Consider the following 25,407-nt stretch of genomic DNA (forward strand, 5'->3'; position numbering starts at 1 on the left):
CAGTGGAACTCTCGACCGTCTGGTTCGTCCTCATCGCCCTGCTGTGGTTCGGCTACCTGTTCCTGGAGGGCTTCGACTTCGGCGTGGGCATGCTGCTCGGCGTGCTCGGCCGCACCGAGACCGAGCGCCGGGTCATGGTCAACACCATCGGCCCGGTCTGGGACGGCAACGAGGTGTGGATGATCGTCGCGGTCGGCGCGACCTTCGCCGCCTTCCCGTCCTGGTACGCCTCGCTGCTCTCCGGCGCGTTCCTGCCGATCCTGGTGATCCTGCTGGCGCTGATCGGGCGCGGGGTGGCCTTCGAGTACCGCGGCAAGGTGGACAGCGCGCGCTGGCGGCGCAACTGGGACCGGGTGATCTTCTTCGGCTCCTGGCTGCCGCCGCTGGGCTGGGGGCTGGTGCTCACCGCGACCGTGGTGGGCCTGCCGATCAACGCCCGCGGTGATCTGGTCGGCGGCCCGATCGCGTTGCTGCGCTGGGAAACCCTGCTCGGCGCGCTGGCGGTGGCCGGGTTCAGCCTGGTGCACGGCGCGGTGTTCACCGCGTTGAAGACCGAGGGCGCGATCCGGGCCAGGGCAAGGAGACTGGCGCTGGGCATCGGCCCGATCGCGCTGCTGCCGCTGGTCGGGCTGCTCGGTTTCTCGGTGCTGGGCGGGGCGGTTGTGCTGGTGCTGGCCGGACTCGCGCTGTGGCGGCTCTGGCTGGAACGTGAGGGCCAGGCCTTCCTGCTGCTCGGCGCGCTGGCCGCGGCCGCGGTGGCCACCCTGTTCGGCTCGCTCTACCCGGACGTTCTTCCGTCCACATTGGACACCGCGTTCTCGCTCACCGTGGCCAACGCCTCGGCCAGCCCGTACACGCTGACCGTGATGACCTGGGTGGCCGCCTTCGGCACCCCCGCGGTGCTGGCCTACCAGGCCTGGACCTACTGGGTGTTCCGGCAGCGCATCGGCACCAGGCACATCCCGGCGGTGCACGCGCCATGAGGACTCGTGGCCCGCTGGGCGCCCTGCCCGCGCTGTCCCGCTCGGCCCGCCGCGCGCTGGCGGTGACCGCGCTGCTCGCCGCGCTCACCGCGGTCGCGCTGGTCGCCCAGGCCTGGGGGCTGGCCACCGCGCTGGCCGCGATCGTGGCCGGCCGGTTCGAGGTGGCCATCCCGCTCACCGTGCTGGCCATCGCGGTGGCCGCCCGCGCGGTCCTGGCCTGGGCCACCGAAACCGTGGCCGCCCGCGCCGCCGCGGGCGCCAAGGAGGAGCTGCGCACCGCGCTGCTCGGCCAGGCGCTGCGGCTGGGCCCGGAGTGGATCGCCGACCCGGCGCGCTCCGGCGGCCCAGCCGCGCTGACCGCCCTGGCCACCAAGGGCCTGGACGCCCTGGACGACTACTTCACCCGCTATCTGCCCGCGCTGGTCACCGTCGCGGTCGCGCCGCCGCTGGTCGGCGCGGCGATCCTGTGGGCGGACTGGCCGTCCGCGCTGGTGGTCGCGGTGACCGTGCCGCTGCTGCCGCTGTTCGCGATCCTCATCGGCGGCTACACCGCGGAGGTGGCGGCCAAGGCCGCGGACGCCACGCTGCGGTTGTCCAGCCACGCCGCCGAGCTCATCCGCGCGCTGCCGGTGCTGACCGCGTTCCGTCGCGCCGAGGCCCAGGCCGAGTCGATCCGCCGGGTCGGCGAGGCGCACCGCAAGGCGGTCGGCAGCACGCTGCGGGTGGCCTTCACCTCCGCGCTGGCGCTGGAACTGCTGGCCACGCTGTCGGTGGCGCTGGTCGCGGTGCTCATCGGCACCCGGCTGGCCGCGGGCGGGCTGACCCTGGAGATCGGGCTGCTGGTGCTGATCCTGGCCCCCGAGTGCTACCAGGCCATCCGCGCGGTCGGCGCCGCGCACCACGCCAGTGAGGACGGCATGGAGGTGGTGCGCAGGGTGGCCAAGGTGCTGGCCGAACCCGCGCCCGCCACCGGCGAGCGTCCGGCAGGCCGCGGCCGGCTGTTCGTGGCCGACCTGCACGTGCGCCGCCGCGACCGGGACGCCCCCGACGGCCTGTCCTTCTCGGTCGCCCCCGGCGAGCTGGTGCGCCTGGACAGCCCGAGCGGCACCGGCAAGTCCACCACGCTGGCCGTGCTGCTCGGCTTCCGCGCACCCGACCGCGGCCGGATCACCGTCGACGGCGTCGATCTGTCCGAAGTGGACGGACAGGACTGGCGGCGGCAGCTCGCCTGGGTGCCGCAGCGCCCGCAGTTCGCCGCCGACTCGGCCACCGCCGAGCTGACCGAGGCCACCAGGGACCTCGGCGAGCCACCCCGGATCGCGGAGATCCTCGACCTCACCCGCAGGCTCGGCATCGACCACCTGCTCAACCACCGGCCTGCCGAACTCTCCGCGGGCGAGCGCCAGCGCCTCGCGGTGGCCCGCGCCCTGCTCCGGCTGCGCCGCGGCGCCTGGCTGCTGCTGCTGGACGAGCCCACCGCGCACCTCGACCCGGCCGCGGCCACCGCGGTGCTGGCCGAGGTCGAGCGGGCCAGGGCCGCCGGCGCGGCGGTCCTGCTGATCTCGCACACCACCCCCGAACCCGTCGCCGGGACACCCCTCGGCGGCCCCGCGGTGGCGCGGGCGGACCCACACCCTCACCGCCCGCGTCACCGTCCTTTGTGGACGCTGCTGAGCCGTCGCTCGCTGCTGGGCGCGTTGCTCGGCGCGACCGCGCTGGCCAGCGGCATCGCGCTCACCGCCACCTCGGCCTGGCTGATCGCCAAGGCCTCCACCCAGCCGCCGATGCTGACCCTGCTGGTCGCGGTGGTCGGCGTGCGCACCTTCGGCCTCGGCCGCGCGCTGCTGCGCTACCTGGAACGCCTGGTCACCCACGACGCCGCCTTCCGCACCGCCAACCAGCTGCGCACCGGCCTGTGGCGGGACCTGGTGGCCAGGGGACCGCTCGCGCGCACCGACGGCCTGCACCGCCTGGTCACCGACACCGACACCGTCCGCGACCTGATCCCCAGGGTGCTCATCCCGCCGATCGTGGCCGCGGTGGTCGCCGCGGTGGCCATCACCATCCAGGCCCTGGTGCTGCCCGCCGCCGGACTCACCCTGGCCCTGGCCGTGCTGGCCGCGGGCACCCTGGCCCCGCTGACCGCCGTGCTGGCCGACCGCCGGGCCACCCGCAGGCTGGCCGACGGCCGCCGCGTCCTGTCCCAGTCCATCCTCACCCTGCTCACCGCCGCCCCCGACCTGCTCGCGCACAACGCCGCCCAGCCCCGTCAGCACGCGCTCAGCACGGCCGACCGCGCGCTGGCCGCCCAGTCCCGCCGCCAGGCCCTGGCCAACGGCCTCGCCCAGGCCATCCTCACCCTGTGCACCGGCGCGGCCGCCGTGCTGGCCGTGCCGCAGGCCGCCGAGGCGGTGGCCGCCGGCGCGCTGAACCCGCTGCTGGCCCCGGTGCTGGTGCTGCTGCCACTGGCGCTGACCGAGGCCCTCGCGCTGCTACCGCCCGCGGCCCAGCGGCTGCGCCCACTGCGCACCGCCTACACCAACCTGTCCGCCCCGGTGCCGGCCGCGGCGGCGGAACCGGCCGTGACCGGGGACATCCGGCTCGACCACATCGACGTGCGCTGGCCCGGTTCCGCCGCCCCGGCGCTGCGCGAGTTCTCGCTGCACGTGCCGCCCGGCAGCCACACCGCCATCGTCGGCCCCTCCGGCGCGGGCAAGTCCACCCTGCTCGCCGTGCTGCTCGGCTTCCTCCGCCCGGACCACGGCCAGGCCACCATCCCGGCCGCCGCGGCCTGGTCGCCGCAGGACCCGCAGCTGGTCTCCACCACCGTCCGGGAGAACCTCCGCCTCGGCGACCCGGCGGCCACCGACGAGGACCTGCGCTCGGCGCTGCGCGCGGTGGCGCTGGAGGGCTGGCAGGACCGGCTGGACACCCAGGTCGGCGTGGGCGGGGCCACCGTCTCCGGCGGCGAGGCGCAGCGGCTCGGCCTGGCCAGGGCGCTGCTGTACGCGCGGCGCACCGGGGTGCTGCTGATGGACGAGCCGACCGCGCACCTGGACGAGCCGACCGCGCGCCGGGTGCTGGCCGGGGTCCGCGCCGAACTGCCCGAGGGCACCCTGGTGCACGTCACGCACCGGGCCGCCGAGGCCGCCGGGGCCGACCAGGTGGTCAGGGTCGGGGCATGATGCTGGTCATGGACCCCTCGCTGGCCACCCGCGCGCTGGCCGCCTCCACCGAGATCACCACGGCCGCGCTCTCCGGCGACGACCCGGACGCGGTGCTGCCGCTGGTGGTCCGCCGGGTGGCCGAGCTGGCCGAGGCGGACCTGGGGCTGGTCATGGTGCGCAACGACGACGGCGGGCTCACCGTGGAGGCCGCGCATGGGCGCAGCGAGGAGGACCCGGTCGGCGCCGTGCTCTCCCCGCGCTCGACTGCGGCCAGGGTGGCCCGCAGCGGGGTGCCGGTGGTGGTGGACGACCTCACCGCGGACCCGAGGACCGCGCCGTTCGTGCCCCGGGCGCTGCGCGGGTACGGGCCGTTCGCGGTGGCCCCGTTCGGCACCAGGGAGCAGCGGCTCGGCGCGCTCACGGTGTACCGGCGCAAGGGGGCCAAGCCGTTCGCCCAGTCCACAGTGGACGTGGTCAACTCCTTCGCGGTGCAGGCCGGGCTGGCCCTAGTGCTGGCCGAGGGCTCCACCGCGCGCCAGCGGATCGCGGTCTACCAGGAGCGCGAGCGGATCGCCCGCGACCTGCACGACGTGATCGTGCAGCGCCTCTACGCCGCCGGGGTGCAGCTGGAGCTGCTGGGCCGCAGGCTGGCCGGGCGGCTGGACGAGGCTGACGCGCACCGGATCGCGGACACCGTGGACGAGCTGGACAAGACCATCGCCGAGGTCAGGGCCACCGTGCGCACCCTGCGCTCGGCCGACCCGGACGGCGCGGACCGGGCGCCGGACCTGCTCGACTCCATCCAGGCCGAGATCGCCATCGCCGGCGAGCTGCTCGGCGTGCAGCCGAAGCTCCAGATCAACGGCGACCTCACCGACATCCCCACCGCGGTCGCCGACCACGCGCGGGCCGCGCTGCGCGAGGCGCTGTCCAACGTGGTCCGGCACTCCGGCGCGCGCTCGGTGTGGGTGCGGGCCAACCGGGACGCCGATGGACTGCGCCTGCAGGTCGCCGACGACGGCTGCGGCATCCCGCGCGGGGTCACCCGGCGCGGCCTGCGGCACATCGAGGAGCGCGCGGCCGCCGCCGGGGGCCGGTGCCGGGTGGCCTCCTCACCGCGCAGCGGGACCACGGTCAGCTGGGAAGTGCCGCTGCCCTGAGCGGAGGACGGCCGTGGCTCCGTTCGACTGGGGACCCAACGGAGCCACGGCCGGTTCTTGCAACGGGTTCGAGGGCCCCCCAAGGTTCCCCCGTGGTGAAGCCGGTCAACGACATTCACAGTCGTTGAGTTATTTCCCCCCTGTCTTCACCACCGTTGAAGCACCGCTAGGTAATCACATCGTGTCGAGCGATGTCAACAGCTGTGAAGATCCCGGCCGTTGTTTCTCTACCCGGGTGGAAAGTAGGCTGGCCAGGTGGGTACTGGGGACAAGGCCGGTGAGGCGCTGCCGCCCTTCGCCGAGGCGTTGAACCTGCTGTTCGACAAGCGCAGGCGGGACGACGGCCGGATGTTCAGCAACGAGGACATCGCGGCCGCGGTCCGGGCGAACGGCGGTTCCATCACGCAGAGCTACATCTGGATGCTGCGCAACGGTCAGCGGGACGACCCCAAGGGCAGCCACATCCGCGCGCTCGCCGAGGCCTTCGGCGTGCCGGCCGGCTACTTCATGGACGCGCAGGTCCATGCCAGGGTCCGGGCCGAGCTCACCGGCGGGGCGCCGGCCAGCGAGGTGTCCCAGGTGCTGCTGCGGCGGGTGGACGAGCTGTCCCCACAGCACCAGCACCTGATCATGGCCATGATCGACCACGTCAGGGACCTGGAAACACCGGAACCGGACTCGCGGTGACCGGACAGGGGGGACGGCCGTGGTGGCGGCGGGGCGGCAGGCCGGCCACGGTGGACACGGGGGAACCGGTGCTGCACGAGGCCGCGGTGGCCAGGGAGGTGACCGGCCTGGAGCTGCCGGATCCCTTCGACGTGCGGGAACTGGTCCGGCTGGTCGCGGCGCGCAGGCAGCGCTCGATCGCCGTGCTGCCCTACCCGCCGCACGTGGTGGCACAGGCCCGCGCCCAGCACGAGCCGCTCCCGTACGGCATGTGGCTCGCGGGTAGCCAGCAGGACTTCCTCTTCTACCGCGAGGACACCACCGCGATGCACCAGCAGCACGTCATCCTGCACGAGTTGGGCCACATCTGCCTGCGGCACCGCACCGAGTCCATCGACGACCTGGCCGCGGCGGAGGTCACCGGCGATCCGGCCACCGTGCTGCGCGCGGCCAAGCGCACCGTCTACACCGACCGGCAGGAGCGGGCGGCCGAGCTGTTCGCCTACCTCGTCGAGGAACGAGCGGGCTCGCTGCACGGCGGCGCGGGCGCGCTCGACCGGGACCAGGACCGCGTCATCCGCCGCTACCGCTCGCTGCTGGAGGACTGACCGGTGATCGTCGCGCGCATCTCGCACGCCCTGGCTCTCCTCGTGGTGACCGCGGCGCTGATCTACTGGGTGCGGTCCTGGCGGCGGAACCCGCGCTCCGGCGTGGCCGCCATGTGCCAGGCGCTGTTCTGGCTCGACCTGGCGCTGCTCATCGGCTTCTTCCAGTACCAGCTGGTCGAGCTGATCGGGGTGCCCGCGCTGCAACAGCTCGTCCAGCACCTGGCCACCCTGGTCGCGGCCTACCAGCTCGGCGCGTTCACCCTGCACCTGCACCACGACGACGACACCGTGCCGCGCAAGGCAAGGCCGCGCCTGGTGCTGCTGGTCATGGCCGAGGTCTTCCTGGTCGTCTGCTACCTGCTGGGCCCGCTGCCCGAGGGCATCCCGGTGATCAACGCCCAGTACGGCGACCGCCCGTGGGTGGTGGAGTACCTGGTCGTGTTCGACCTCTACCTGGCCTGGGCGCTGCTGGACGTGGTGCTGTCCTCCTGGCGCAACGCCCGGCACATCCCCGGCCGCCACCTGCGGCGCGGGGTGAAGCTACTCGGCATCGGCAGCGCGTTCGGCCTGTTGTTCGTGGCGCACAAGCTCTTCTACAGCGTGGCGACGATCTTCGTGACGCTGCCCTGGGAGGAGCACGGCGCAGGCGGCATCGGCACGTTCACCGTGCTGGTCGCGGTGGTCACCATCATCGCCGGGGTGCTCGTGCCGCCGATCGGCCCCAGGCTGGCCGCCCGGCAGACCCTGCGCCGGATCCAGCCGCTGTGGGCCGCGCTCACCGCGGCCGCCCCGCAGCTGGTGTTCGCCCGTCCGCACCGGTACAGCACCGGCCTGCTGCACAACCGGGTGGTGGAGATCAGGGACGTGCTGATCGGCCCGCTCCAGCCCTACCTGCTGCCGGAGGTCGCCGACCGCGCGCGGCAGCTCGGCCGGGAACAGGGGCTGGCCGGCGAGGAGCTGCGGGCGGTCGCCGAGGCCGCGGTGATCGCGGTCGGCCTGCGCGCCTTCGAGCAGGGCCTGCCGGTGCGCACCGAGGCCCCCGTCGTGTTCACCAACCCCGACACCAGCGAGGATGAGGACGAACCGCTGTGGCTGAGCAAGGTCGCCGCCGCGTTCACCGGCTCCCCGATCGTGCGTACCGTCCTGAACGAGGTCAGCGAACAACATGAGCGCTCCGCCGAGCACTGACACCGCCCGCCCACTGGCCGCCCGGATCGCCACCGAGGCGCTCGCGCCCTGGGTCTGGGTGCTCGCGCTGCCGCTGCTGGTCGCCTGGCCCGCTACCGGCCACCAGCTCGGCCCGACCCTGCTGTGGGGCCTGGTCGTGGGCGTCACCGGCTCGGTCATCCCGATGCTGGTGATCCTGCGCGGCGCCAAGGCGGGCCGCTACGACACCCACCACGTGCACAACCGCGAGGGCCGCACCGTCCCGCTGCTGCTGTGCCTGGGCTCGCTCTCGGTCGGCTGGCTGATCCTGTTCCTCGGGCAGGCCCCGCACCAGCTGATCTCGCTGGCCGCGGCCATGTTCGTCTCGCTGGTGGTCTGCGTGGCCATCACCCTGGGCGCGCGCTGGAAGATCTCGCTGCACGCCGCGGTGGCCGCGGGCGCGGTGGTGATGCTGGTGCTCACCTACGGCCCCTGGCTGTGGCTGACCGCCCTGCTCGCCGCCTGGGTGATGTGGTCCAGGGTGGCCCTGCGCGACCACACCACCGGCCAGGTCCTCGTCGGCGCCGCCGTCGGGATCCTGGCCGGTGGTGGTGGTTACTGGGGACTGGAGCTGGTGCTGGGCTAGAAGGTGATCGCCATCGCCGGGTCGGCCAGCAGTGCGCCGACGTCGGCCAGGAACTGGGATCCCTGCTGCCCGTCCACCACCCGGTGGTCGAAGCTCAGCGCGAGCTGGCAGACCTTGCGCGGCACCACCTGGCCGTCCACCACCCACGGCATGTCCCTGATCGCGCCGAGGGCGAGGATCGCGGACTCACCGGGGTTGATGATCGGCGTGCCGGTGTCGATGCCGAACACGCCGATGTTGGTGATGGTGAACGTGCCGCCGACCATGTCCGAGGGCGCGGTCTTGCCGTCCCTGGCCGTGGCGGTGAGCTGTTCCAGCGCGAGACCCAGCTCCCGCAACGACATCGCGTCCGCGTCCCGCACCTTCGGCACCACCAGGCCGCGCGGGGTCGCCGCGGCGATGCCCAGGTGCACGTAGGACTTGTAGACGATCTCGTTGGCCGCGGCGTCCCAGCTGGCGTTCACATCCGGGGTCCGCTTCACCGCCAGGCACACCGCGCGGGCCGCGAAGGCCAGCGGAGTGATCTTGACGTCGCGGAACTCCGGGTGGTTCTTCAGCTTCGCCCGCAGCTCCATCATCGGCGTGACGTCGACGGTGAGGAACTCGGTCACGTGCGGGGCGGTGAACGCGCTGTCCACCATGGCCTGCGCGGTCGCCTTGCGCACCCCGCGCACCGGCACCCTGCGCTCCCGGGTCGCCGGGTCGTAGCCCGGAGTGTCCACAGTGGACACCTCGGAACCGTTGCGGGCGGCGGCTTCCACGTCCTCGCGGGTGATCACGCCGTCCCGGCCGGAGCCGTTGAGCGCGCGCAGGTCCACGCCGAGCTCCTTGGCCAGCTTGCGCACCGGCGGCTTGGCCAGCGGCACGTAACCACCGGCGACCGGCTCCGGCGCGACCACCGGCTCCGGCGCGACCGGCGCGACCACCGCGGCCGGGGCGGCGGGTGCGGCGGTGGGCGTGGATCCCTTGCGCTGGCGGCGTTTCGCCGTCCCGGTGCGCGGCCCGTAGCCGACCAGGGTGGCGATCCGCCCGCCCGGCATCTCCTCGCCGATCTTGCCGTCGGAGCCGCCCGCCTCGGGCGCGGCCGCGCCACCGGGGTCGACGTCCACGGTGATGATCGGCACCCCGACCTCCACCGTGTCACCCGGCTGCGCGTGCAGCTCGGAGACCACCCCGGCGAACGGGCAGGGCAGCTCGACCGCGGCCTTGGCGGTCTCGATCTCCACGATGATCTGGTTCACCGTGACGGTGTCCCCCGGCTTGACGTGCCAGGTCAGGATCTCCGCCTCGGTCAGCCCCTCACCGGTGTCGGGCAGGGGGAACTGCTTGAACTGCGGCATTGTGTCCCCTCACCAGCCCAGCGAGCGTTCGACGGCGTGCAGCACCCGGTCCAGGTCGGGCAGGAAGTCGTCCTCCAGCTTGCTCGCCGGGTACGGGGTGTCGAAGCCGGTGACCCGCAGGATCGGCGCCTCCAGCGAGTAGAAGCACTCCTCCTGCACCCTGGTGGTGATCTCCGAGGTGATCGATGCCTCCGGTGGCGCCTCGCTGACCAGCACCAGCCGGCCGGTGCGGCGCACCGACTCGAACACCGGGCCCAGGTCCAGCGGGGACAGCGAGCGCAGGTCGATGACCTCCAGCTCCAGGCCCTCCTCGGCGGCCGCGGTCGCGGCCGCCAGGCAGGTCTTCACGGTCGGGCCGTAGCAGGCCACGGTCACCGTGGACCCGGTGCGCAGCACCCGGGAGGCGAACAGCGGGCCGGGCGTCACCGTGGTGTCCAGCTCGGCCTTCTCGTGGTAGCGCTGCTTGGGCTCGAAGAACAGCACCGGGTCATCGCTGCGGATGGCCTGCTGGATCATCCAGTAGGCGTCCACCGGGTTGGAGCAGGCCACCACCTTCAGGCCCGCGGTGTGCGCGAAGTAGGACTCCGGCGACTCCGAGTGGTGCTCCACCGCGCCGATCCCGCCGCCGAAGGGCACCCGCACCACCACCGGCATCCTGATCTGCCCGCGCGAGCGGTAGTGCAGCTTGGCCAGCTGGGAGACGATCTGGTCGAAGCCGGGGAAGATGAACCCGTCGAACTGGATCTCGGCCACCGGCCGGTAGCCGCGCAGCGCCAGGCCGATCGCGGTGCCGATGATGCCGGACTCGGCCAGCGGGGTGTCGATCACCCGCTGCTCGCCGAAGTCCTTCTGCAGGCCGTCGGTGACCCGGAAGACGCCGCCGAGCTTGCCGACGTCCTCACCCAGCACCACCACCTTGGGGTCGGCGTCCATCGCCGCCCGCAGCCCCAGGTTGAGCGCCTTGCCGATGGTGACCTTCTGCGTCTTGGGCACGCTGGTCTCGGTGTTCCGGTCCATGGTCGGTGCTGCCATCAGTGCTCACCTCCGGGTGCACTCGTCGCGAAACCGTCCAGGTAGGACAGGTAGTCGGCGCGCTGCTGCTCCAGCTGCGCGGTCTGCTCGCTGTAGACGTGCTCGAACATCTGCGCGGGCGCGGGATCGGGCATGTTCACGCACTTGTCCCGCAGCTGCGCGGCCAGCTCGTCCGCCTCGGCCTGCACCGAGGCGAAGAACTCGCTGTCCGCCCACTGCTGGTGCACCAGGTAGACCTTGACCCGCTCGATCGGGTCCTTGAGCTTCCACATCTCCAGCTCGTCGGCCAGCCGGTAGCGGGTCGGGTCGTCGGAGGTGGTGTGCGCGTCCATCCGGTAGGTGAAGGCCTCGATCAGCACAGGACCGTTGCCGTTGCGGCACTCCGAGAGCGCCCACCTGGTCACCGCGAGGGAGGCCAGCACGTCGTTGCCGTCCACCCGGATGCCCTTGAACCCGTAGCCGCGGGCCCGCTGGTAGAGCGGCACCCTGGTCTGGCGTTCCACCGGCTCGGAGATGGCCCACTGGTTGTTCTGGCAGAAGAACACCACCGGCGCGTCGTAGGCCGCCGACCAGACCATGCCCTCGTGCACATCGCCCTGGCTGGTCGCGCCGTCGCCGAAGAAGACGATGGTGGCCTCGCCGTCGGGGTCGCCGACCACGCCGTCGAACTTCTGCCCCATCGCGTAGCCGGTGGCGTTGAGGCACTGGTTGCCGATCACGATGGTGTACAGGTGGAACCGCTTCTCCAGCGGGTTCCACGAGCCGTGGTCGGTGCCCCGGAAGATGCTCAGGATCTGCGCCGGGTCGATGCCCCGGCACCAGGCCACCCCGTGCTCCCGGTAGCTCGGGAACACCATGTCGGCCGGGTGCAGCGCGCGGCCCGCGCCGATCTGCGCGGCCTCCTGGCCCAGCAGCGGCACCCAGATGCCCAGCTGGCCCTGCCGCTGCAGCGCGTTGGCCTCCCGGTCGGCCCTGCGCACCAGCACCATGTCCCGGTACAGGCCGCGCAGCTCCTCGGCGGTGATGTCGATGTCGAAATCAGGGTGGTGCACCCGCTCGCCCTCCGGCGTCAGCAGCTGCACCAGGTCGGCGCCACCCGCATCGGTCTCCCGCAGGCCCGCGATGACCTGCTCCGCGGTCGGTCGGGCTGCGGTGGCGGCGGGGACTCCGGGATGGGGCGCGTCCGGTTCACCCGCGCGGGGTTGCGTCCAGTACTCCGGCGACGACATGGCGTCATTCTCCTCGTCTACAAGGCCGCCCGACCGCTTGTGACGGTCGGGTGCGACGGCGCCGTCGATCGTCGCCACCACCTGGTTGAGATGGCGCGCTCGGCCGTCGGCGCTGACGGGTCGCTGGCTCCATCCTGACACGCGCTCACCCATCCCAGTGAGCCTCGGCACACCGGAAGGGGTCCGGTGACAGGTTGATCAAGAACTCAGCGCGACTGGACACCCACCCTGGGCAACATCCGACGATCCCCCTACCTTGCTCAGGGGTGTCGGCTGACTCGGCGGGAGACCACATGACCCAGCTCCGTCCACGGACACGGGGCAGAACCACCTGGTCCTGCCTGGCGATAGTGGGCATCCTCATGCCGCTGTGCGCCTGCGCGGCCGAGCAACCCGCCCCGCGGTCCACCTCCCCGGCCGCCGCCCCGGTGCGCACGCTGGTGGTCTACGCCGGACGCACCGAGCAGCAGATCGGGCCGATCCTCAGCCAGCTGGAGCAGGCCGTCCGGGTGAAGCTGGACGTCCGCTACGGCGAGACCGGCAAGCTCGCCGAGCAGCTGATCGCCGAAGGCCAGGACAGCCCGGCCGACCTGTTCCTCTCCCAGGACGCGGGCACCCTCGGCCTGCTGGAGAGCAAGGGCCTGCTCGCCGAGCTGCCCGACGAGCTCCGCCAGGCCGTGCCGGGGGCCTACCGCTCGGTCAGCGGGCACTGGGTGGGCACCTCGGCCAGGGCCAGGGTGATCGCCTACGACCCGAAGCAGGTGGCCGAGCCGGACATCCCGCGCGGCACCGACGACCTGGTCCAGCGGCGCTGGCGGGGCAAGATCGGCTACGTGCCGGGCAACCCGTCCTGGCTGGCCTTCGTCACCGCGCTGCGGGTGCTGCGCGGCGAGGAGGACGCGCGGCGCTGGCTGCTGGGCTTCAAGGCCAACAACCCGCGCCGGTACCAGGCCCAGCGGCCGCTGCTGGACGCGGTGGACCGCGGCGAGGTGCCACTGGGCCTGATCAACCACTACGCCTGGTACGAGAAGTCCGCCGAGGTCGGCGTGGCCAAGATGCGCGCCCGCCTGCACCACGTCACCGGCGCCGACCCGGCCGCGCTGGTCAACATCGCCGGCGCGGGAGTGCTGCGTGGCGGCGAGGTGACCGCGGCCCGCCAGGCGGTGGAGTTCCTGCTCTCCACCCCGGCCCAGCAGTTCTTCGCCGACCACCTGGCCGAGTACCCGGTGCGCCAGGGGATCAGCTCGACCAAGCACCAGCTGCCGCCGCTGAAGGAGCTGAAGGGCCCGGGCCTCAACCTGAACCGCCTGGTCAGCGTGCAGGACTCGACGAAGCTGCTGACCGAGCTCGGCCTGAGCTGACTCAGCCCAGCCAGCTCAGCAGGGTCGCCGCGTCCCGCCGGAACACCGCCGGATCGTCGTCCACCACGAACTCCAGCAGCGCGTGCCGGGTGACCCCGTCCGCGGCCAGCTCGGCCAGCACCGGCTGCCACAGGTCGGGCCGCGCGTCCAGCGGCAGGCGCTCGTCGAAGCCGTCCGCGCCCCAGGAGAACACGTGCGCCGCGGTCACCGAGGGCAGCAGCGCGCGCACCTCGGTCAGGCACTCCGCGACCTCCGGCAGCTCCCTCGGCTGCCAGTAGGGCACCAGGTTCTCGTGGCCCGCCTCGGCGAACAGCTTCACCGCCGAGTCCAGCGTCTTGGTCAGCGTGTGCACGTGGAACTCCACCGCCACCCGGACCCCCTCGCTCGCGGCCAGCTCGGCGCACCGCACCAGCTCGCTGACCACCCGCGCCCGGTGCGCGGCATCGGAGTCCTCCGGCGTGCGCTTGCCCGCCCAGACCCGGATCGTCGGCGCGCCCAGCGCGACCGCGGTGCGCAGCACATCGTCGAACACGGCCGGCTCGCTGTCCCCAGCGTCGAAGTAGGAGGCGTAGCCCTCGATCGACAGCCCGGACGCGGTGGTGGCCGCGCCCACCGCCCGTGCGGTGCCGAGCTCGCCGAGCGGCACGTGCACGTCCCCGGCCCAGCTGATCGCCGACAACCCGGCCGCCGCGGTCAGCTCCACGACCTCGGTCGCGGCCAGCTGCCGGAAGGTCACCGACACCACACCAGGAACGATCACAAGCCCTCCCTCGACTCAACCACCGGGCACCGACGCTAACGATAACCGTTATCATTCACAACCATGGCTGTCAGGATTCCCGTCACCGTGCTCTCCGGCTTCCTCGGCAGCGGCAAGACCACGCTGCTCAACCACGTGCTGGCCAACCGAGAGGGCCTGCGGGTCGCGGTGGTGGTCAACGACATGAGTGAGATCAACATCGACGCGAGCCTGGTTGCCGCCAAGGCCAGGCTGGACCGCACCGAGGAACGCCTGGTCGAGCTGACCAACGGCTGCATCTGCTGCACGCTGCGCGCCGACCTGCTGGACACCGTCGGCGAGCTGGCCAAGGACGGCCGCTTCGAGCACATTCTGATCGAGTCCACCGGCATCTCCGAGCCCATGCCGGTGGCCGCGACCTTCGAGTGGACCTTCGAGGACAACACCAGCCTGGCCGACGTGGCCCGGCTGGACACCATGGTCACCGTGGTGGACGCCTCGACCTTCCTGGCCGAACTGCGCGACGGCCAGGCCCTCGCCGAACGCGACATCGCCGCCACCGAGGACGACGAACGCGGCATCGCCGACCTGCTGATCGACCAGGTCGAGTTCGCCGACACCCTGATCATCAACAAGACCGACCTGGTCACCCCGGCCGAGCTCGGCGCACTGGAAGACCTGCTGACCAAACTCAACCCCGGCGCCCGCCGCCTGCGCACCCAGCACGGCGTGATCGCGCCGAGCGAGATCCTCAACACCGGCCGCTACGACCCGGACACCGCGGCCCAGTACCCCGGCTGGGCCCAGGAGCTCTCCGGCACCCACCTGCCGGAGACCGAGGAGTACGGCATCAGCAGCGTCACCTACCGCGCCACCCGCCCCTTCCACCCCGCCCGCCTCGCCGAAGCCCTCGCCGACTGGACAAACCTGTTGCGCAGCAAGGGTTTCTGCTGGATCGCCAGTCGCCCCGAGATCATGGCCCTGTGGTCCCAGGCAGGTCCCAACCTGACCATCGACCCCGCCGCCCTGTGGTCGAGTGTGGACAGTGCGCGCGGCCAGGAAGTCGTCTTCATCGGCCAGCACATGCGCCCCGACGAGCCCTACCTGCGCCTGGACCCCGCCCTGCTCACCGACGAGGAACTCGCCGCCGGCCCCGAAGCCTGGCGCGAACTGCCGGACCCGTTGCCGCAGTGGAACATCGAGGACCTGCACACTCACTGACAGCCGCAGGACCGCCGGTGCACGAACCGGGCGGGCAGCCGCACCGTGCGCGGCGCCCGCTCCGGCTCGGCGATCCGGGCCAGCAGCATCCGCACCGCGGTCCGCCCGATCTCCTCCACCGGCTGCGCCATCGTGGTCAGCGGCGGATCCACCAGATCCGCCCACTCCACCTCGTCGTAACCCACCAGCGCCAGGTCCCGCCCGACCCGCAAGCCCAGTTCGCGCAGCGTGCGCAACACCCCGACCAGCATCGCGTTGTTCCCGGTGACCACCGCCGTCGGCGGTTCCGGCAGCGCCAGCAACCGTCGCAACGCGGTCCCCGCCGGCCCGATCGCCGACTCACCGGAGACCACCAGCGACTCGTCCACCGGCAACCCCGCCCGGCCCAGCCCGAGCCGGTACCCGTGCACCCGCTCGCTGGTCGTGGTCAGCCCGGCCGCCCCGCTGACCAGCCCGATCCGCCGGTGGCCCAGCTCGGCCAGGTGCCCGACCAGCGCCGCGGCCGCGCCCGCGTTCTCCGGCCCCACCTGGTCCAGCAGCCCGTGGCTGGGCAGCCGGTCGATCAGCACCACCGGCGTGCCCAGCTGCCGCAGCTCCGGCAGCAGCGCCCCGGAGGCCCCGGCCGAAGGCGTCAGCAGCAGCCCGTCCACCCGGCGGGAGCGCAGCGCGCGCACCGCGGCCTGCTCGGCGGAGGGCTCGTCGTGGGTGTCGATCAGCAGCAGGGTGAACCCGGCCGCGCTGGCCTCGCTCTCCACCGCCTGGATCAGCTCGGCGAAGTACGGGTTGGCCACCAGCGAGATGGCCACCCCCAGCGAGCGGGTGCCGCCGGTGACCAGTGAGCGGGCGATCGCGTTGCCGGTGTAGCCGGTTCTGGCCACCGCGTCCAGCACCCTGGCCCTGGTCTCCTCGGCCACCGTCCTGGTGCCGTTGACCACGTGCGACACCGTCGTGATCGACACGCCGGCCAGCTCGGCGACGTCCCGCATGGTCACCATCGGTTCCACCTTCCGCAAGCGCTTGCGCAAACGCTTGCCGCTAGTGAACCCGCTCACTACCGTTGCGCGCCACACGCTTGTTGGAGGCAGCCATGGGACGACGAGGTCCACAGTTGGTCGCACTGCTCGCCACCGGCGCCATCGCCATGGCCGGCACTGCCTGTTCCAGCCAGAAGGCCACCGATGGCCGGGGCAACGACGACGGCAAGGTCAAGATCGGGCTGGTCACCAAGACCGACAGCAACCCGTTCTTCGTCGCCCTGCGCGAGGCGGCCAAGGCCCAGGCGGGCAAGGACGGCGCCGAGCTGATCGCGCTGGCCGGCAAGTTCGACGGCGACAACGAAGGCCAGGTCGCCGCGCTGGAGAACCTGGTGCAGCAGGGCGTGGACACCATCCTGGTCACGCCCAGCAACTCCACCGGCATCCTCGGCGCGATCAAGAAGGCCAGGGAGAAGGGCATCCTGGTGATCGCCCTGGACACCGAGACCGACCCCAAGGACGCGGTCGACGCCACCTTCGCCACCGACAACACCCAGGCCGGCCGGTTGCAGGGCCAGTACGTCAAGGCCGCGCTCGGTGAGCGCGCCCCGCAGCTGCTGATGCTCGACGGCAGCCCCGGCGGCACCGTGGACGAGCAGCGGCACAAGGGTTTCCTGGAGGGCCTCGGCCTGACCGAGACCGACCCGAAGGTGCTCGGCAAGGAAGCCACCAACGGCGACCAGAACAAGGCCCAGCAGGCCATGGAGAACCTGCTCCAGCGCGCCACCTCGGTCAACGCCGTCTACACCATCAACGAGCCCGCGGCCCGCGGCGGTTTCGCCGCGCTGCAAGCGAAGGGCCTCGCGGACAAGGTCGTGGTCGGCTCCATCGACGGCGGCTGCCAGGGCGTGCGCGATGTCAAGGACGGCAAGTACGCGCTCACCGTGATGCAGTTCCCGAAGAAGATGGCCGAGGACGGCGTCAAGGCCGGGGTCGAGTTCACCAAGAGCGGCAAGAAGCCCAGCGGCTTCACCGACACCGGCACCACCGTGATCGCGGACAAGCCCATGCCCGGCATCGACAGCAAGGACACCGCCTGGGGCCTGCAGAACTGCTGGGGCTGAGCATGAAGACCCTCGTCCTGCGCACCCCGGCGGTCGGCCCGGCCCTCGCGCTGCTGGCCGCGGTGCTGCTGTTCTCCTTCACCACCGACACCTTCGCCACCACGGACAACCTGTCCCTGGTCGTGCAGCAGTCGCTGGTCATCGGCACCCTCGCACTCGGCCAGACCCTGGTCATCCTCACCAGCGGCATCGACCTGGCCAACGCGGCCATCGCGGTGCTCGGCACCCTGCTGATGGCCCAGCTCGTGCTCGGCGGCACCTCCGCCCCGCTCGCGCTGCTGGTCGGCATCGGGGTGGCGGTGGGCATCGCCGCGATCACCGGCGGGGTGGTCACCGGCATCAGCCTGCCCCCGTTCATCGTCACCCTGGGCATGCTCACCATCGTCACCGCCGCGGCTCGCATCTACGCCGAGGGCCAGAGCTACCCGGTCACCGACGAGCTGCTCACCTTCCTCGGCACCCGGCAGTACCTCTTCGGCCAGATCGAGGTCACCGTCGGCATGGGCCTGGCGCTGGTGATGTACCTGGTGGCCTGGTACGCGCTGACCCGCACCGCCTGGGGACGGCACGTCTACGCGGTCGGCAACGACGCCGAGGCCGCGCGGCTGTCCGGCATCAAGGTCCGGCGCACCGTGCTCAGCGTCTACCTGGTCGCCGGGCTGGTCTACGGCATCGCCGCCTGGCAGGCGCTGGGCCGGGTGCCCAACGCCGACCCCAACGCCTTCCAGACCGGCAACCTGGACTCGATCACCGCGGTGGTGCTCGGCGGCACCAGCCTGTTCGGCGGCCGGGGCAGCGTGCTCGGCACCCTGGTCGGCGCGCTCATCGTCGCGGTGCTGCGCTCCGGCCTCACCCAGGCCGGCATCGACAGCCTCTACCAGGACGTCGCCACCGGCGTGCTGGTGATCGTCGCGGTCGCGGTGGACCGCTTCTCCCGAGGGAGGAACCAGTGACCCCGGTGCTCCAGGCCCGCGGCCTGGTCAAACGCTACGGCAAGGTGACCGCGATCAACGGGGCCGACTTCGACCTGGCGCCCGGCGAGGTGCTGGCCGTGGTCGGCGACAACGGCGCGGGCAAGTCCAGCCTGATCAAGGCGCTCTCCGGCGCGCTGGTCCCGGACGAGGGCGAGATCCGCCTGGACGGCGAGCTCGTCCGCTTCACCGGCCCGCTGGACGCGCGCAGGCACGGCATCGAGACCGTCTACCAGAACCTGGCGCTGGCCCCGGCCCAGGACATCGCCAGCAACCTGTTCCTCGGCCGGGAACGCCGCCGCGCCGGAGTGCTCGGCTCGGTGTTCCGGCTGCTGGACACCAAGGGCATGCGGGCCGAGGCGGCCAGGGTGCTCGGCGAGCTCGGCATCGGCGTCAACTCCATGTCGCAGACCGTGGAGACCCTCTCCGGCGGCCAGCGCCAAGGCGTCGCGGTGGCCCGCGCGGCCGCCTTCGGCAACCGCGTGGTGATCATGGACGAGCCGACCGCCGCGCTCGGCGTGGCCGAGTCCGGCAAGGTGCTGGAACTGATCAACCGGATCCGCGAGCGCGGCCTGCCGGTGGTGCTGATCAGCCACAACATGCCGCACGTGTTCGACATCGCGGACCGCATCCACGTGCACCGCCTCGGCAAGCGGGTCGCGCTGGTCTCGCCGGCGGAACGCACCATGAACGAGGTGGTCGGCCTGATCACCGGCGCACTGCGGGTCGACGAGAGTGGGCAGCTCACCGAGGTCACGCACGCGGTGACCACCGGGCTGCGGACGGGGGAGACCGGCACGTGATCGCGGAGTTCACCGAGCTGGTGGCCAGGGCGGCCCAGCTGGCCGCGGACGGGCGGCGCCGGGTGCTGGGCATCGCGGGCGCCCCCGGCGCGGGCAAGTCCACCCTGGCCCAGCGGCTGGCCGAAGCCCTGGGCGAGCGGGCCGTGCTGGTCGGCATGGACGGCTTCCACCTGGCCCAGCGCGAGCTGGCGCGGCTGGGCCGGGCCGACCGCAAGGGCGCCCCGGACACCTTCGACGCGCACGGCTACCTCGACCTGCTCCAGCGGCTGCGCGCCAACGGCCCGGACACCCCCGGCGCGGTCACCGTCTACGCGCCGGAGTTCCGCAGGGAGATCGAGGAGCCGGTGGCCTGCGCCGTCCCGGTCAGCCCGGACATCCCGCTGGTGATCACCGAGGGCAACTACCTGCTGCTGGCGGAAAAGCCCTGGTCAGGGGTGCGGGCCGCGCTGGACGAGGCCTGGTTCCTGGCCCCGGCCGAGGACCTGCGGCTGAGCAGGCTGATCGCCCGGCACCGCGCCTTCGGCCGCACCGAGTCCCAGGCCCGGCTGCGCGCGCTCGGCTCGGACCAGGACAACGCCATCCGGGTGAACTCCACCCACGAGCGCGCCGACCTGGTGCTCACCGGGATCAGTTCGACTCTTTCCTGACCTCGGCCCCATCGGACTCCTCGTGCATCGGCCGCCGCATCTCCTGCCGGTACCGGTACACGCCGTAGCTGGTGCCCACGATGAAGAAGGCGACGAACCCGATCACCGCCACCGTCTGCAACCACGGGTACCGGTTGAGCAGGCCAGCCGCGTAGTAGCCGAGCAGGATCAGCACCGGCGACCAGGTCACCGCGCCGGTGATGGTCGCCCAGGTGAACCGCTTGCGGTCCATCCCGGCCGCGCCCGCGATCGCCGGGGCCAGCGTGCGCACCCAGGGCAGCCAGCGCGCGGCCACGATCGCCCAGAACCCGTACTTGTCCAAGAAGTCCTTGGCCCGGTCCAGGTTCTGCTGGTTGAGCACCTTGCCGCCCTCGCGGGCCAGCATCTTCGTGCCGGTCTTCGCACCGACGAAGTAGCCGAACTCGTTGCCCAGGATGGCCACCAGCGTGCTCACCCCGGCCAGCGCCCACGCGTCGATCGGCCGGTCGTGGTTGGCCAGCACCACACCCGCGGCGAACAACAGCGAGTCGCCGGGCAGGAACAGGCCGATGATCAGCCCGCACTCGGCGAAGATGAACGTGGTCACGATGATCCACACCAGCGCCGGGCCCGCCGAGTCCAGCGGCGACCAGGCCAGTGTGACGGACACACCTTCCGGGCTCATCACTTCGAGACTACGGGGATCTCGGCGAACTCATCATCGACTTTTTCCGTCTCGTGCGCGTGTTTCTGTGGAACTACCGTGGACGGGTGAACGATCGGGTGAAAAGCGTCGAACTGCTTGACCAGCTCCACCGGGCCCTCGGTGCGGACGGGGTCATCACCGACCCGGACGTCACCGACAGCTACCGCCGGGACATGATGCCGCTCGCGCCGGACGGCGCGCCGCTGGCCGTCGTGCTGCCCGGCGACACCGCGCAGGTCCAGGCCGTGGTCAGGGCCTGCGCGGCGGCCGGCGTCCCGATCGTGCCGCGCGGCGCGGGCAGCGGCCTCTCCGGCGCGGCCAACGCGGTCGACGGCTGCGTGGTGCTGGCCACCACCAGGATGAACCGCATCCTGGAGATCGACCCGGACAACCGGCTCGCCGTGGTCGAACCCGGCGTGGTCAACCTGGACCTGCGGCACGCCGTGGAGAAGGAAGGCCTGTTCTACCCGCCGGACCCGTCCAGCTACGACTGGTGCACCATCGGTGGCAACGTGGCCACCAACGCGGGCGGCCTGTGCTGCGTGAAGTACGGCGTGACCACCGACTCGGTGCTCGGCCTCGAGGTCGTGCTGGCCAGCGGCGAGCTGCTGCGCACCGGCCGCCGCACAGTCAAGGGCGTGGCGGGCTACGACCTGACCAAGCTGTTCGTCGGCAGCGAGGGCACCCTCGGCGTGGTCACCCAGGCCACCCTGGCGCTGCGCCCGCTGCCGCAGGCCCCGGCCACCATGGTCGCCGCCTTCCCGTCCACCGAGGCCGCGGGCGCCGCGGTCACCGGCGTGGTGCGCGAGGGCCTGGTCCCGTCCCTGATGGAGATCATGGACGCGGCTTCCATCCGCGCGGTCGAGGCGCACCTGAACACCGAGCTGGGCGCGGGCAGCGGCAGCGCGGCCCTGCTGATCTGCCAGTCCGACGCCGGCGGCGAGGTGGCCAGGCGGGAGCTGGAGAAGATCGAGCAGCTGTGCCTGGCCGCGGGCGCCGAGCTCGCCTACGTCACCACCGACCTGGCCGAGGGCCAGCTGCTGCTGACCGCCCGCCGCGCGGTGCTCGGCGCGCTGGAGGTCTACGGCGCCTGGCTCACCGACGACGTGTGCGTGCCGCGCACCAGGATCGCCGAGCTGATCAGCGGCTGCGCCGAGATCAGCGCTCGCAGGGACCTGCTGATCGCGGTGGTCGGGCACGCGGGCGACGGCAACATGCACCCCACCATCGCCTACGACCCGGCGGATGCGGACCAGTTCGCCCGCGCCAAGCTCGCCTTCGACGAGATCCTGGAGGTCGGCATGGCCCTGGGCGGCACGGTCACCGGCGAACACGGCATCGGCAAGATCAAACGGGAGTGGCTGGCCAGGGAGATCGGCGAGGTCGGCCTGGCCACGCACCGGGCGATCAAACGCGCGCTGGACCCGGAGAACCTGTTCAACCCGGGTTCGATGTTCGCGCTGGACTGACCACCATGTCCAGGAACCGGTTCAGGTAGGCGCGGGCCTGCTCGGGCTCGTGCCGCGCCGGTTCCATCAGCATCAGGTAGGTGACCACCCCGGCCAGGCTTTCCAGCAGCATCTCCAGGTCCAGCTCCGCCGGCAGCTCACCGTGCTCCCGCAACAGCCGGAGCAGCCGCATCGCGATGTCCTTGCGCGGCCGCACGTAGTTCTCCGCGTAGGCCCGCATCAGCTCGGGGTGGTCGGTCGCGGCCCCGGCCAGCCGCCCGATCAGCCGCCGGAACCGGTCGTCGCTGACCGCCAGCACCATGATCTCCACCAGCTTGGCCCTGGTGACCTCGCCCTCGGCGAACATGGCCAGCGCGTCGGCCGGACTCAGGAAGCTGTCCCTGCCGAACTCGATCGCCTGCGCCAGCAGCAGCTCCTTGCTCGCCCACCGCCGGTACACGGTGAGCCGGGCGACACCGGCGCGCCGGGCGATCTGCTCGATGCTGGCGCCCTCCACCCCGCCCTCGATGAACAGGTCGAGGGCGGCGCGCAGGATCGCCGTGTCCGTCTCCGGATCACGCGGACGGCCCCTCACCCGGCCCGCCCGGTCCGCAGCACCATCTCCAACCACCGGTGCAGCTTCGCCGGATCCGGCCGCCCACGCCAGCCCAGGTGCGCGTCCGGCCGCACCAGCCACACCTGCTCGCCCGGCCGGTCCAGCAGCACCACCTCGTCCCCGAGCAGCTCCCGCACCGCCGCCGCCACCGGCTCGTGCCTGCCCAGCAGCGCCCACCGCCCGCGCAGCTCCGCGTGCAGCCGGGTGGCCGAACCGTCCACCCGGCGGCAGGCCAGGTCCGGCACCCGCTGCCCTGGCCGCAGCCCTGCCGACCACGGCGCGAACCGCCACGGCGCCAGCGGCCCACGCCGGTAGTGCGTGTCCAGCTGGGAGGCGGCCCTGGCCAGCCGCCGCTGCACCGGAGCCAGGTTCAGCAGCCGCGCGGCCACCCGGTCCCGCAGGAACCGGGTGACCCGGCCCTGCCCGAGCACCAGCCGGGTCGCACCGGTGGTGCTCTCCAGCACCGCCGCGGCGATCGGCCGCCGCTCCGCCTCGTAGGTGTCCAGCAGCGCCGGATCGGCCCGCCCCGAGGCGACCAGCGCCAGCTTCCAGCCCAGGTTGTCCGCGTCCCCGATCCCGGTGTTGAGGCCCTGCCCGCCGAACGGGCTGTGGATGTGCGCGGCGTCCCCGGCCAGCAGCACCCGGCCCCGCCGGTAGGTCTCGGCCAGCCTGCGGTGGATGCGGAACACCGAGGTCCACAGGGCTCCGTCGAAGCGCACCCCGTGGTAGCCGGTGCGCGCGGGCAGGATCTCGCTCAGCCGCCCCAGCACGTCGTCCGCCTCGACCGCCCGGTCGTAGGGCGCGACCAGCCGCCACAGGTTCGGCTCGGGCAGCGGGAACGCGGCGAACACCCCGTCCGGGCTGATCCAGGCGGACGCGGTGTCCCTGGGCAGCCCCCAGTCCAGGTGCACATCGGCGAGCAGGAAGTTCTCCACCACCCGCTCCCCGGGAAAGCCGAACCCGCCCAGCCGCCGCACCGCGCTGCGCGCCCCGTCACAGCCGACCACCCAGTCCGCCCGCACGGTCTCGGTGCCCCCGCCGTGCCGGAGCGTCACCTCCCCGCCCCGCTCATCCTGCGCCAGCCCGACCACCTCGTGCCCCCACTCGACCTTGCCGCCCAGCCGCGCCAGCAACGCCCGCAACTCCGCCTCCACCGCCGCCTGCGAGATCAGTAGGGTCCGGTGCCGGCTGGCCAATCGCACCTGGTCAACCCGGATCCTGGCCAGCTCCACCCCGCGCACGTTGACGCTGACCCCGGCCACCCGGACCGCCCGCTCCGGCAGATCCGCCAGCGCCCCCAACCGGTCCAGCACCTCCACACCCCGCGGGTGCAGCCCCAGCGCCCGCGAGGTCACCGAGGCGGTGCGAGCCTGGTCGACCACCCGCACCGGCACCCCCCGGCGCAGCAGCGAACAGGCCAACGTCAACCCGGTGGGCCCAGCCCCGACCACCAGCACCGTTGTCTCCACCGGGACCCCCAATTAGTTAACAGCACAGTACTGTTTACAAATGTAGCCGACAAAAACGCCCCGTGCCGGAACAGGCGCGGGGCGTTTGTCAGCGAAGGTCAGATCTTGGGGATCACCTGGGTGTGCGACTCGCCGATGTCCGGCAGCTTGCGCCGCTTCCGCCGCTCCCGGATGAACTCGAAGATGATCGGCAGGATCGAGAGGAACACGATCAGGATCAGCGCCGCTTCGATGTTGTTCTTCACCAGCGGCACGTTGCCCAGCGCCGCCCCGAGGAAGGTCAGCCCCGCGGCCCAGGCGATACCGCCGACGACCGAGTAGGTGAAGTACTTCTTCGGATCCATCCGGCCGATCCCGGCCACCGCGGTGATGAAGGTCCGCACCACCGGCACAAAGCGAGCCAGGATGATCGCCCGAGCCCCGTACCGCTCGAAGAACTCATGGGTCTTCGCCGCGTACTCCGGCTTGAAGATCTTGGAGTTGGGCCGGTTGAACAACGCCGGCCCGGCCTTCCACCCGATCCAGTACCCCACCGCGTTGCCCAGGATGCCCGAGATGGTCAGCAACACCGCGACAACCCAGGTCGGCACCCCGAACGCGCCGTTGACCGCGAAGAACCCCGCGATGAACAACAGCGAGTCGCCAGGCAGGAAGAACGCGAAGGCCCCGCACTCGGCGAACACGATGAGGCACAGACCGATCAGCGCGAAATGCCCCATTTGCTGGATGAGGTAGACCGGATCCAGCCAGTCGATCCCGAAGAGAGCGAGCGGCACGGCCGTACTCGTAACGGTCGTCACCCCGACAACGGTACAGGGACCCCCACCGCAACCCCGTCGCGGACTACCACGCCCACCCCGCCCCAACCCCCAACGCCACGCCCAAACCCCACCCCCACCAGCCCCAACCACCCGACAAACCGGACATTGTGACCATCCTCGCCCCATCCCCCGGCCGCGAACCGTCACAACCCCGCGTCACCGCAACCACCCGCCCCTGGCGTCCCGCGGTCCCGTGCACACCCCACGCCCCGCCTGCCTCTGTGCGGCCACTCGTCCGCGTCACTGAAGCCTCCCGGCCCAGACCACAGCCTCACGACCTGCCCGCGAATCCCCCGCCCGACCGCGAACTATCGGCCCCACCAGCCTCCCTGCTCCCGGCTCTCAGCTTCCGGCTCCCAGCTTGGGGTTCCCTGCGCTCCCCGCTCCCCGGTCCGCCGGCTCCGGGTTCCCCGCTCTCCTGTTCCCCGGTCCGCCGCCAGCGCAGCACGCCAGGCCATCGCCACTTCCGCCCACCCGGTCACTGCCCACCCCGTCACTGCCCACCCGGTCACCGCCCATCGGGTCACCGCCCATCGGGTCGCCAGCCGCCC

General features: G+C 72.3%; 23 protein-coding genes. 14 read left to right on the forward strand and 9 right to left on the reverse strand.

Annotated elements, in window-relative coordinates; genetic code table 11:
- The first annotated feature begins 2 nt into the window (after window positions 1-2).
- The 7 genes from cydB (at window position 3) to M8C13_RS27870 (ending at window position 8,376) form a co-directional block, all read left to right on the forward strand.
- Complete coding sequence (gene cydB, locus M8C13_RS27840) at window positions 3-983, forward strand: cytochrome d ubiquinol oxidase subunit II (protein ID WP_252483667.1); 981 nt, start codon at window positions 3-5, stop codon at window positions 981-983.
- The gene (gene cydD, locus M8C13_RS27845) at window positions 980-4,168 is read left to right on the forward strand and encodes a thiol reductant ABC exporter subunit CydD (RefSeq protein ID WP_252483668.1); all 3,189 of its coding nucleotides are present in this window, start codon (window positions 980-982) and stop codon (window positions 4,166-4,168) included. Before cydB ends, cydD begins: the two co-directional genes overlap by 4 nt.
- An 8-nt stretch (window positions 4,169-4,176) precedes the next feature.
- Window positions 4,177-5,310, forward strand: a complete 1,134-nt coding sequence (locus M8C13_RS27850) for a GAF domain-containing sensor histidine kinase (RefSeq protein ID WP_252483697.1) — start codon at window positions 4,177-4,179, stop codon at window positions 5,308-5,310.
- Window positions 5,311-5,565: 255 nt separating this feature from the next.
- Window positions 5,566-5,997, forward strand: a complete 432-nt coding sequence (locus tag M8C13_RS27855) for a helix-turn-helix transcriptional regulator (protein WP_252483669.1) — start codon at window positions 5,566-5,568, stop codon at window positions 5,995-5,997.
- Window positions 5,994-6,584: an ImmA/IrrE family metallo-endopeptidase gene (locus M8C13_RS45555; RefSeq protein WP_252483670.1), complete on the forward strand. Its 591-nt coding sequence runs from the start codon at window positions 5,994-5,996 to the stop codon at window positions 6,582-6,584. The genes M8C13_RS27855 and M8C13_RS45555 overlap by 4 nt, the downstream gene beginning before the upstream one ends.
- A gap of 3 nt (window positions 6,585-6,587) precedes the next feature.
- Window positions 6,588-7,772, forward strand: a complete 1,185-nt coding sequence (locus tag M8C13_RS27865; RefSeq protein ID WP_252483671.1) for an MAB_1171c family putative transporter — start codon at window positions 6,588-6,590, stop codon at window positions 7,770-7,772.
- Window positions 7,750-8,376: a phosphatase PAP2 family protein gene (locus M8C13_RS27870; protein ID WP_252483672.1), complete on the forward strand. Its 627-nt coding sequence runs from the start codon at window positions 7,750-7,752 to the stop codon at window positions 8,374-8,376. The genes M8C13_RS27865 and M8C13_RS27870 overlap by 23 nt, the downstream gene beginning before the upstream one ends.
- On the opposite strand, the gene M8C13_RS27875 is transcribed toward M8C13_RS27870, so the two are convergent.
- The 3 genes from M8C13_RS27875 to pdhA are packed head-to-tail and all read right to left on the reverse strand — an operon-like array spanning window position 8,373 to window position 11,977.
- Window positions 8,373-9,716, reverse strand: coding sequence for a dihydrolipoamide acetyltransferase family protein (locus M8C13_RS27875; protein WP_252483673.1), 1,344 nt, complete (start codon window positions 9,714-9,716; stop codon window positions 8,373-8,375). The genes M8C13_RS27870 and M8C13_RS27875 overlap by 4 nt on opposite strands.
- Before the next feature lie 9 nt (window positions 9,717-9,725).
- Entirely contained in the window at window positions 9,726-10,748 is a 1,023-nt protein-coding gene (locus tag M8C13_RS27880) for an alpha-ketoacid dehydrogenase subunit beta (RefSeq protein WP_252483674.1), read from the reverse strand.
- On the reverse strand, window positions 10,748-11,977 hold the full coding sequence (pdhA, locus tag M8C13_RS27885; protein ID WP_252483675.1) for a pyruvate dehydrogenase (acetyl-transferring) E1 component subunit alpha: 1,230 nt from the start codon (window positions 11,975-11,977) through the stop codon (window positions 10,748-10,750). Before pdhA ends, M8C13_RS27880 begins: the two co-directional genes overlap by 1 nt.
- Window positions 11,978-12,327: 350 nt before the next feature.
- Between pdhA and M8C13_RS27890 the strand changes: the two genes are divergently transcribed.
- The gene (locus tag M8C13_RS27890; RefSeq protein WP_252483676.1) at window positions 12,328-13,338 is read left to right on the forward strand and encodes an extracellular solute-binding protein; all 1,011 of its coding nucleotides are present in this window, start codon (window positions 12,328-12,330) and stop codon (window positions 13,336-13,338) included.
- A 1-nt stretch (window position 13,339) separates the two neighbouring features.
- Here M8C13_RS27890 and M8C13_RS27895 read toward each other — a convergent pair whose 3' ends face one another.
- The gene (locus M8C13_RS27895; RefSeq protein ID WP_252483677.1) at window positions 13,340-14,098 is read right to left on the reverse strand and encodes a sugar phosphate isomerase/epimerase; all 759 of its coding nucleotides are present in this window, start codon (window positions 14,096-14,098) and stop codon (window positions 13,340-13,342) included.
- Between the two features lie 63 nt (window positions 14,099-14,161).
- Here M8C13_RS27895 and M8C13_RS27900 point away from each other — a divergent pair, with 63 nt between their 5' ends.
- Entirely contained in the window at window positions 14,162-15,298 is a 1,137-nt protein-coding gene (locus tag M8C13_RS27900) for a GTP-binding protein (protein WP_252483678.1), read from the forward strand.
- Here M8C13_RS27900 and M8C13_RS27905 read toward each other — a convergent pair.
- Window positions 15,292-16,293, reverse strand: coding sequence for a LacI family DNA-binding transcriptional regulator (locus tag M8C13_RS27905; protein ID WP_252483679.1), 1,002 nt, complete (start codon window positions 16,291-16,293; stop codon window positions 15,292-15,294). The genes M8C13_RS27900 and M8C13_RS27905 overlap by 7 nt on opposite strands.
- Before the next feature lie 146 nt (window positions 16,294-16,439).
- On the opposite strand from M8C13_RS27905, the gene M8C13_RS27910 reads away from it, so the two are divergent.
- From M8C13_RS27910 to M8C13_RS27925, 4 genes are read left to right on the forward strand one after another with little or no spacing between them, the layout of a single operon-like run.
- Window positions 16,440-17,396 (forward strand): substrate-binding domain-containing protein, encoded by a 957-nt coding sequence (locus M8C13_RS27910; RefSeq protein WP_252483698.1) that lies wholly within the window; start codon window positions 16,440-16,442, stop codon window positions 17,394-17,396.
- 2 nt (window positions 17,397-17,398) lie between these two features.
- Window positions 17,399-18,349 (forward strand): ABC transporter permease, encoded by a 951-nt coding sequence (locus tag M8C13_RS27915; RefSeq protein WP_252483680.1) that lies wholly within the window; start codon window positions 17,399-17,401, stop codon window positions 18,347-18,349.
- On the forward strand, window positions 18,346-19,170 hold the full coding sequence (locus M8C13_RS27920; RefSeq protein WP_252483681.1) for an ATP-binding cassette domain-containing protein: 825 nt from the start codon (window positions 18,346-18,348) through the stop codon (window positions 19,168-19,170). The genes M8C13_RS27915 and M8C13_RS27920 overlap by 4 nt, the downstream gene beginning before the upstream one ends.
- Window positions 19,170-19,817, forward strand: coding sequence for a nucleoside/nucleotide kinase family protein (locus M8C13_RS27925; RefSeq protein ID WP_252483699.1), 648 nt, complete (start codon window positions 19,170-19,172; stop codon window positions 19,815-19,817). Before M8C13_RS27920 ends, M8C13_RS27925 begins: the two co-directional genes overlap by 1 nt.
- On the opposite strand, the gene M8C13_RS27930 is transcribed toward M8C13_RS27925, so the two are convergent.
- The gene (locus tag M8C13_RS27930) at window positions 19,798-20,481 is read right to left on the reverse strand and encodes a DedA family protein (protein ID WP_252483682.1); all 684 of its coding nucleotides are present in this window, start codon (window positions 20,479-20,481) and stop codon (window positions 19,798-19,800) included. The two genes, M8C13_RS27925 and M8C13_RS27930, sit on opposite strands and share 20 nt — an antisense overlap.
- Window positions 20,482-20,567: 86 nt before the next feature.
- Here M8C13_RS27930 and M8C13_RS27935 point away from each other — a divergent pair, with 86 nt between their 5' ends.
- Window positions 20,568-21,971 (forward strand): FAD-binding oxidoreductase, encoded by a 1,404-nt coding sequence (locus M8C13_RS27935; RefSeq protein ID WP_374213172.1) that lies wholly within the window; start codon window positions 20,568-20,570, stop codon window positions 21,969-21,971.
- On the opposite strand, the gene M8C13_RS27940 is transcribed toward M8C13_RS27935, so the two are convergent.
- The 3 genes from M8C13_RS27940 to M8C13_RS27950 all read right to left on the reverse strand — a co-directional run bounded on the left by M8C13_RS27940 (window position 21,940) and on the right by M8C13_RS27950 (window position 24,835).
- Entirely contained in the window at window positions 21,940-22,545 is a 606-nt protein-coding gene (locus M8C13_RS27940) for a TetR/AcrR family transcriptional regulator (protein WP_252483683.1), read from the reverse strand. The genes M8C13_RS27935 and M8C13_RS27940 overlap by 32 nt on opposite strands.
- Window positions 22,542-24,035, reverse strand: coding sequence for an FAD-dependent monooxygenase (locus tag M8C13_RS27945; protein ID WP_252483684.1), 1,494 nt, complete (start codon window positions 24,033-24,035; stop codon window positions 22,542-22,544). Before M8C13_RS27945 ends, M8C13_RS27940 begins: the two co-directional genes overlap by 4 nt.
- A 98-nt stretch (window positions 24,036-24,133) precedes the next feature.
- Entirely contained in the window at window positions 24,134-24,835 is a 702-nt protein-coding gene (locus M8C13_RS27950; protein WP_252483685.1) for a DedA family protein, read from the reverse strand.
- Window positions 24,836-25,407: the final 572 nt, after the last annotated feature.

Origin of the sequence: Crossiella sp. SN42 (assembly GCF_023897065.1) — a bacterium.
Classification (GTDB): domain Bacteria; phylum Actinomycetota; class Actinomycetes; order Mycobacteriales; family Pseudonocardiaceae; genus Crossiella.